Annotated in this window: 3 protein-coding genes, 2 tRNA genes and 3 rRNA genes; all 8 read right to left on the reverse strand. The window is 49.6% G+C overall.

Translation table 11 applies throughout. The annotated features are described in order from the left end of the window. Positions 1-27: 27 nt before the first annotated feature. Positions 28-143 (reverse strand): 5S ribosomal RNA (gene rrf, locus R4537_RS18625). A 131-nt stretch (positions 144-274) separates the two neighbouring features. Beyond that, positions 275-3,161, reverse strand: a 23S ribosomal RNA gene (locus R4537_RS18630). Between the two features lie 287 nt (positions 3,162-3,448). Then, positions 3,449-3,524 (reverse strand) — tRNA-Ala (locus tag R4537_RS18635). 8 nt (positions 3,525-3,532) lie between these two features. Continuing rightward, positions 3,533-3,609 (reverse strand) — tRNA-Ile (locus R4537_RS18640). Positions 3,610-3,671: 62 nt separating this feature from the next. Continuing rightward, positions 3,672-5,214 (reverse strand): 16S ribosomal RNA (locus R4537_RS18645). The 16S, 23S and 5S rRNA genes sit together here with 2 tRNA genes alongside, the layout of an rRNA operon. 578 nt (positions 5,215-5,792) lie before the next feature. Beyond that, positions 5,793-6,503, reverse strand: a complete 711-nt coding sequence (gene fre / locus R4537_RS18650; RefSeq protein ID WP_071178628.1) for an NAD(P)H-flavin reductase — start codon at positions 6,501-6,503, stop codon at positions 5,793-5,795. Positions 6,504-6,518: 15 nt separating this feature from the next. Further along, positions 6,519-6,788 carry a 2Fe-2S iron-sulfur cluster-binding protein gene (locus R4537_RS18655; protein ID WP_000222789.1) on the reverse strand — a complete coding sequence of 90 codons (270 nt, stop codon included), beginning with the start codon at positions 6,786-6,788 and terminating at the stop codon, positions 6,519-6,521. Then, the coding region (gene ubiD / locus R4537_RS18660; RefSeq protein ID WP_340101579.1) for a 4-hydroxy-3-polyprenylbenzoate decarboxylase at positions 6,785-8,538 on the reverse strand (1,754 nt) is incomplete at its 5' end. The genes R4537_RS18655 and ubiD, both read right to left, overlap by 4 nt.

Below are 8,538 nucleotides of genomic sequence, written 5' to 3' on the forward strand. Positions count from 1 at the left end.
TTAAACATCTAAAAACAACAAGTTAAAGCCTGGCGATGTTCTACTCTCACATGGGGAGACCCCACACTACCATCGACGCTGTTTCGTTTCACTTCTGAGTTCGGGATGGAGTCAGGTGGGTCCAAAACGCTATGGTCGCCAAGCAAAATTCTTTTTTGATTTCACTTTTTCTTAAAAAGTGATAACCAACAATTCTGGAAAGCTGTCTTCATTCTCTCACACACATTCTTATGCGCTTAGCTTTGAGTCCACTACAAAACCCCTTGGGTGTTGTATGGTTAAGCCTCACGGGCAATTAGTACAGGTTAGCTCAACGCCTCACAACGCTTACACACCCTGCCTATCAACGTTCTAGTCTCGAACAACCCTTTAGGACAGTTAAACTGTCAGGGAAGACTCATCTCAGGGCTCGCTTCGCGCTTAGATGCTTTCAGCGCTTATCAATTCCGAACTTAGCTACCGGGCAATGCGTCTGGCGACACAACCCGAACACCAGAGGTTCGTCCACTCCGGTCCTCTCGTACTAGGAGCAGCCCCCTTCAATCTTCCAACGCCCACGGCAGATAGGGACCGAACTGTCTCACGACGTTCTAAACCCAGCTCGCGTACCACTTTAAATGGCGAACAGCCATACCCTTGGGACCGACTTCAGCCCCAGGATGTGATGAGCCGACATCGAGGTGCCAAACACCGCCGTCGATATGAACTCTTGGGCGGTATCAGCCTGTTATCCCCGGAGTACCTTTTATCCGTTGAGCGATGGCCCTTCCATACAGAACCACCGGATCACTATGACCTGCTTTCGCACCTGCTCGAACCGTCATTCTCGCAGTTAAGCGGGCTTATGCCATTGCACTAACCTCACGATGTCCAACCGTGATTAGCCCACCTTCGTGCTCCTCCGTTACTCTTTGGGAGGAGACCGCCCCAGTCAAACTACCCACCAGGCACTGTCCTCACCCCAGATAATGGGGCTAAGTTAGAACATCAAACATACAAGGGTGGTATTTCAAGGACGGCTCCAACGCAACTAGCGTCACGTCTTCATAGCCTCCCACCTATCCTACACATGTAGGTTCAATGTTCAGTGCCAAGCTGTAGTAAAGGTTCACGGGGTCTTTCCGTCTAGCCGCGGGTACACTGCATCTTCACAGCGATTTCAATTTCACTGAGTCTCGGGTGGAGACAGCGTGGCCATCATTACGCCATTCGTGCAGGTCGGAACTTACCCGACAAGGAATTTCGCTACCTTAGGACCGTTATAGTTACGGCCGCCGTTTACCGGGGCTTCGATCAAGAGCTTCGCTTGCGCTAACCCCATCAATTAACCTTCCGGCACCGGGCAGGCGTCACACCGTATACGTCATCTTGCGATTTTGCACAGTGCTGTGTTTTTAATAAACAGTTGCAGCCACCTGGTATCTGCGACTCTCGTCAGCTCCATCCGCAAGGGACTTCACCATCAAGAGCGTACCTTCTCCCGAAGTTACGGTACCATTTTGCCTAGTTCCTTCACCCGAGTTCTCTCAAGCGCCTTGGTATTCTCTACCCGACCACCTGTGTCGGTTTGGGGTACGATTCCTGACTATCTGAAGCTTAGAGGCTTTTCCTGGAAGCATGGCATCAATGACTTCACTACCGTAGTAGCTCGACGTCGTGTCTCAGCCTTAGAAAGAGCCGGATTTACCTAACTCTTAAGCCTACGCACTTGAACCAGGACAACCGTCGCCTGGCCCACCTAGCCTTCTCCGTCCCCCCATCGCAATAGTCAGAAGTACGGGAATATTAACCCGTTTCCCATCGATTACGCCTTTCGGCCTCACCTTAGGGGTCGACTCACCCTGCCCCGATTAACGTTGGACAGGAACCCTTGGTCTTCCGGCGAGGAGGTTTTTCACCCCCTTTGTCGTTACTCATGTCAGCATTCGCACTTCTGATACCTCCAGCAGCCCTTACAGACCACCTTCAACGGCTTACAGAACGCTCCCCTACCCAATATCTAAAAGATATTGCCGCAGCTTCGGTGTATTGCTTAGCCCCGTTACATCTTCCGCGCAGGCCGACTCGACTAGTGAGCTATTACGCTTTCTTTAAATGATGGCTGCTTCTAAGCCAACATCCTAGCTGTCTGAGCCTTCCCACATCGTTTCCCACTTAGCAATACTTTGGGACCTTAGCTGGCGGTCTGGGTTGTTTCCCTCTCCACGACGGACGTTAGCACCCGCCGTGTGTCTCCCGGATAGTACTTACTGGTATTCGGAGTTTGCAAAGGGTTGGTAAGTCGGGATGACCCCCTAGCCTTAACAGTGCTCTACCCCCAGTAGTATTCGTCCGAGGCGCTACCTAAATAGCTTTCGGGGAGAACCAGCTATCTCCGAGTTTGATTGGCCTTTCACCCCTAGCCACAAGTCATCCGCTAATTTTTCAACATTAGTCGGTTCGGTCCTCCAGTTGATGTTACTCAACCTTCAACCTGCCCATGGCTAGATCACCCGGTTTCGGGTCTATATCCAGAGACTGAGCGCCCAGTTAAGACTCGCTTTCGCTACGGCTCCCCTATACGGTTAACCTTGCCACTGAATATAAGTCGCTGACCCATTATACAAAAGGTACGCAGTCACACCACGAAGGTGCTCCTACTGCTTGTACGTACACGGTTTCAGGTTCTATTTCACTCCCCTCACAGGGGTTCTTTTCGCCTTTCCCTCACGGTACTGGTTCACTATCGGTCAGTCAGGAGTATTTAGCCTTGGAGGATGGTCCCCCCATATTCAGACAGGATATCACGTGTCCCGCCCTACTCGATTTCACGCTCGATGAAGCGTCGGTTACGGGGCTATCACCCTGTATCGCCAAGCTTTCCAGCTTGTTCACCTACTTCACCGAGTGCTTAAGGGCTAATCCAGGTTCGCTCGCCGCTACTACCGGAATCTCGGTTGATTTCTTCTCCTCGGGGTACTTAGATGTTTCAGTTCCCCCGGTTTGCTCTGTTAACCTATGTATTCAGTTAACAGTAACTGCTTATGCAGTTGGGTTTCCCCATTCGGAAATCGCAGACTCAAACGGCTCTTACTGCCTTATCTGCGCTTATCGCAAGTTAGTACGTCCTTCATCGCCTCTGACTGCCTAGGCATCCACCGTGTACGCTTAGTCACTTAACCATACAACCCGAAGGAGTTTCGGATTGCTGTTTAAACAACCTAAGTTGTCTCGCGTTTAATTTACATGAGTGCGAGACAGATTTTGCCGGACTCAAATTTGAACAAGACCGAAGTCTTATTCGATACCAAGCACACTTGAATGTGTTGTTGGTGTTTATCTTTCGATAAACATTGAGAACTTTACAAACAACAATAAATTGTTGTTTTGTCAGCTTTCCAAATTGTTAAAGAGCAAGATTTTCTGATGAAAACCATTTTTAAACATTCTCAGCGAAAACGCTTAAAGATGGTGGAGTTATGCGGGATCGAACCGCAGACCTCCTGCGTGCAAGGCAGGCGCTCTCCCAGCTGAGCTATAACCCCATCGTTAGTGGTGGGTCTGAGTGGACTCGAACCACCGACCTTACGCTTATCAGGCGTACGCTCTAACCACCTGAGCTACAGACCCACTTAATGCTCAAATCTAAACCGAATCAATCTGTGTGGACACTCATCACGATAATCATCGTGTAAGGAGGTGATCCAGCGCCAGGTTCCCCTAGCGCTACCTTGTTACGACTTCACCCCAGTCATGAACCACAAAGTGGCAAGCGTCCTCCCGAAGGTTAAACTACCTGCTTCTTTTGCAGCCCACTCCCATGGTGTGACGGGCGGTGTGTACAAGGCCCGGGAACGTATTCACCGCAACATTCTGATTTGCGATTACTAGCGATTCCGACTTCATGGAGTCGAGTTGCAGACTCCAATCCGGACTACGACGTACTTTGTGAGATTCGCTCCACCTCGCGGTATCGCTGCCCTCTGTATACGCCATTGTAGCACGTGTGTAGCCCTACTCGTAAGGGCCATGATGACTTGACGTCGTCCCCACCTTCCTCCGGTTTATCACCGGCAGTCTCCCTGGAGTTCCCACCATTACGTGCTGGCAAACAAGGATAAGGGTTGCGCTCGTTGCGGGACTTAACCCAACATTTCACAACACGAGCTGACGACAGCCATGCAGCACCTGTCTCAGAGCTCCCGAAGGCACTCCAGCGTCTCCGCTAGATTCTCTGGATGTCAAGAGTAGGTAAGGTTCTTCGCGTTGCATCGAATTAAACCACATGCTCCACCGCTTGTGCGGGCCCCCGTCAATTCATTTGAGTTTTAATCTTGCGACCGTACTCCCCAGGCGGTCTACTTAACGCGTTAGCTCCGAAAGCCACGACTCTAGGTCACAACCTCCAAGTAGACATCGTTTACGGCGTGGACTACCAGGGTATCTAATCCTGTTTGCTCCCCACGCTTTCGCATCTGAGTGTCAGTATCTGTCCAGGGGGCCGCCTTCGCCACCGGTATTCCTTCAGATCTCTACGCATTTCACCGCTACACCTGAAATTCTACCCCCCTCTACAGTACTCTAGCTTGTCAGTTTCAAATGCAACTCCTAGGTTGAGCCCAGGGCTTTCACATCTGACTTAACAAACCACCTGCATGCGCTTTACGCCCAGTAATTCCGATTAACGCTTGCACCCTCCGTATTACCGCGGCTGCTGGCACGGAGTTAGCCGGTGCTTCTTCTGTAGGTAACGTCAAATGATTAAGGTATTAACTTAACCACCTTCCTCCCTACTGAAAGTACTTTACAACCCGAAGGCCTTCTTCATACACGCGGCATGGCTGCATCAGGCTTGCGCCCATTGTGCAATATTCCCCACTGCTGCCTCCCGTAGGAGTCTGGACCGTGTCTCAGTTCCAGTGTGGCTGATCATCCTCTCAGACCAGCTAGGGATCGTCGCCTTGGTGAGCCCTTACCTCACCAACTAGCTAATCCCACCTGGGCATATCCGGTAGCGCAAGGCCCGAAGGTCCCCTGCTTTGCTCTTACGAGGTTATGCGGTATTAGCCATCGTTTCCAATGGTTATCCCCCTCTACCGGGCAATTTCCCAGGCATTACTCACCCGTCCGCCGCTCGCCACCCAAGGAACAAGTTCCTCTGTGCTGCCGCTCGACTTGCATGTGTTAGGCCTGCCGCCAGCGTTCAATCTGAGCCATGATCAAACTCTTCAATTAAAAGTTTTGTGAAGCTTTCGCTTCGGCTCAATGAATACTGATTACATTCTTTGCTTAATAAAAAGCGAAGTAATGTTGAATTGACTGTGCTGAATGATTGCTCATTCAAATGGTCACTCAGTTCATTGATAAATCTTTTTTGATTATCATCAACGAGTGCCCACACAGATTGATTGGTTTATATTGTTAAAGAGCGTTCTTCTTGGCGGTCTGCTTCAGAAGAGGCGGCCATTTTAGCGAGAATCGATTTCGTGTCAAACACTTTTTTCAATTTTCTTTTCTGGCCTGTTGAGGCATCGTTTTGGCTGTGAGCCCTTGCTGCGTCAACGAGGGCGCATTATAGAGATCCGCTTCACACTGGCAAGTGTTTTTTGAGAAAATTGATAGAAATAACGCTTAACCGCTGCATTTGCGCGCAAGGGCTTATTTATCCCACTTTACTCAGAGTTTGATTACAACTTATCCACAGAGTTATTCTTTTTAAGCTTTTGTTCTAGTCCATCTATAAAGAGAAAGTCATAAAAAAGCCCAACGATTTAGCGTTGGGCTTTGTCTTGTATCTTGTTTATAACTGAGCGTTAAATAAAGGCGTAAGCATCGGCAAACATTCGATCGCGTCGAGCTTGTTTGTTTTGAGTAAATTGCTCACGTGCGGCTCCAGCCATCTCAAAACGACCTGCTATATAGATATCAAACGCTTCTAAACTTGCAAAGTCGTTGTTAATCGCTTGCAGTACATTGCCAACCTTTCCAGCCCAGCCATCTTGTGCTTGCTCGACCACTGGAACAACCTGCAAATGAGCATGTTGCTTGGCAAGCTCTTGCAACTCATTCAGTGCGTACAACTGAGCAGCATCACGCGCGCCCCAATACAGATAGATAGGCTGAGTTTTACCTTGCGAGAGGCAATGATCTAAGATCGAACGCACATAGCTAAAGCCGGTCCCGCCAGCGATTAAGAGTAGAGGTCGCTCACTTTCTTGTAATGCGGCATTGCCATGTGGCACATCCACTTCAACCCATGTCTGATTAAGATGTGCTTGCTGAAACTTTTCCACGACTTGGTGGGCAAAGGCGCTGTGATCCGCTGCACCAATATGCAGTTCAAGCTCGCCATTGCTACGGCAAGGACTACTGGCAAGTGAGAATGGTCGCTTATCTTTTTCGCCCATCACCACCATTAAATACTGCCCCGCTTGGTAAGCCACTGCGTGCTCGGGTTGTAATAGGATTTGGTAAGTATGCGTCGCGAGCGGCTGCACAGACTTAACTTGACATTGAATTATCATTGAACTTCCTCTGGCTTACTCTTCAAAAGTCAGCACTAAATCAGTAATTGCGCAGGCTTGGCAGGCAAATATCCACCCTGTCGCTTTTTCTTGTTCGGTCAATAACGGTTCGAGTTCATACTCCACCTCACCTTCAACCAACTTACATAAGCAAGCGGCACAAGCGCCGATTCGGCAGCGGTGGGGAAAGGCTATTTGCTGGTTGAGCGCAGCATCAAGCACCGTTTCACCTGAGTGAATTATAAATTGTCTATCATTAGGCACGATGCGGACGGTATATGTCATACAATGCCTAACTCATCCCATAACGAATCGATTTTCGCGACTAGCTTAGGATCTTTTCGAATCGGAGTACCCCATTCACGTTCGACTTCGTCAGGCAGTTTATTGGTTGCATCAAAGCAGATCAAATCTTGGCCAACGATTCGTAAGCTATCACGTGCCGGATCCATGCGTGTGGTCATTGCCCAGATCACATCATTCCAGTCATGGATATTCACGTCATCATCGCACAAGATCACAAACTTAAGCGGCGAGTCACCATTGAGTTTATCGACTACACGCTGTAACAGTTGCTGTGCCTGCCCAGCTTCCTGCTTATTAATAAGTAGAAGAACCAACTTACCATTCGCCGCCTCCGGTAATGCAACATCCAACACATCCGCTTCATCACTCAAGCAGGCTTTTAGCACTTCCAGTGAAAGTTCCGTTGTCTTGTCACTCAGGTCAGAGTTAGAAAGCACTAGCTCTGCAGGCCATTTGACGGTGGCATCCAAACCGATTTTTGAGCCTAAGCCGACCACTGGTGAAGCAAAATCCAGCGAGTCAATCGGCGTATGCTCAATAAATAGAGTATCGCGCAGAGGCGACATGTGATTGACCATAGCGGCAATCACTTGTGGCCAATCGCGCGCATTCACTTGTTCATCACACACAATCACAAACTTGGTGTACATAAATTGACGTAGGAATGACCACACACCCAGCATCACCCGCTTAGCGTGTCCCGGATACTGTTTCTTAAGTGTCACTATCGCCATGCGATACGAGCAGCCTTCTGGCGGCAGATAAAAATCGGCAATTTCAGGAAACTGCTTTTGCAAGATAGGGACGAAGACTTCGTTAAGCGCCACACCAAGCACGGCGGGTTCATCGGGCGGACGCCCTGTATAGGTGCTGTGATAAATCGGCTTATTACGCATGGTCACATGAGTGACAGTGAACACATGATGGCGCTCAACCTCGTTGTAATAACCTGTGTGATCGCCATAGGGACCTTCATCTGCAAATTCGTTAGGATCGATATAGCCCTCGAGCACGATTTCAGCACTCGCCGGCACTTCCAGATCGTTACTGATCGACTTGACCACTTCAGTACGACTGCCACGCAACAGTCCAGCAAACGCGTATTCAGATAAGGTATCTGGGACTGGCGTTACCGCACCGAGAATGGTCGCCGGATCGGCACCAAACGCCACACTGACAGGAAAAGGCTCTCCGGGATGTTTTTCCATCCAATCCCGCAAGTCTAATGCCCCTCCGCGATGGGCTAACCAACGCATGATGACTTTATTACGGGCGATTTTTTGCTGACGATAGATCCCAAGGTTTTGGCGCTTTTTATGTGGGCCACGCGTAATGGTTAAACCCCAAGTTAAAAGTGGTGCAACATCGTCCGGCCAGCAGCTCATCACAGGGATTTTATCGAGATCAACCTCATCACCCTGCCACACGATTTCTTGGCAAGGAGCACGACGCAAGCGCTTAACTGGCATATTGAGCACTTGTTTAAAAACGGGCAGCTTTTCAATCAGCTCTTTTAAACCACGAGGCGGTTCTGGCTCTTTAAGATAAGCCAACCACTGACCGACATCGCGCAGCTCTTGAACCTGCTGTCGCCCCATGCCCATCGCAACGCGTTCTGGCGTGCCAAACAAATTGGTTAGCACTGGAAAGTCGTAACCTAGCGGATTTTCAAACAACAACGCAGGGCCTTTAGCACGTAACGTCCGGTCGCTGATCTCGGTCATTTCAT

This window comes from Vibrio paracholerae (assembly GCF_037672085.1).
GTDB classification, from domain to species: domain Bacteria; phylum Pseudomonadota; class Gammaproteobacteria; order Enterobacterales; family Vibrionaceae; genus Vibrio; species Vibrio cholerae.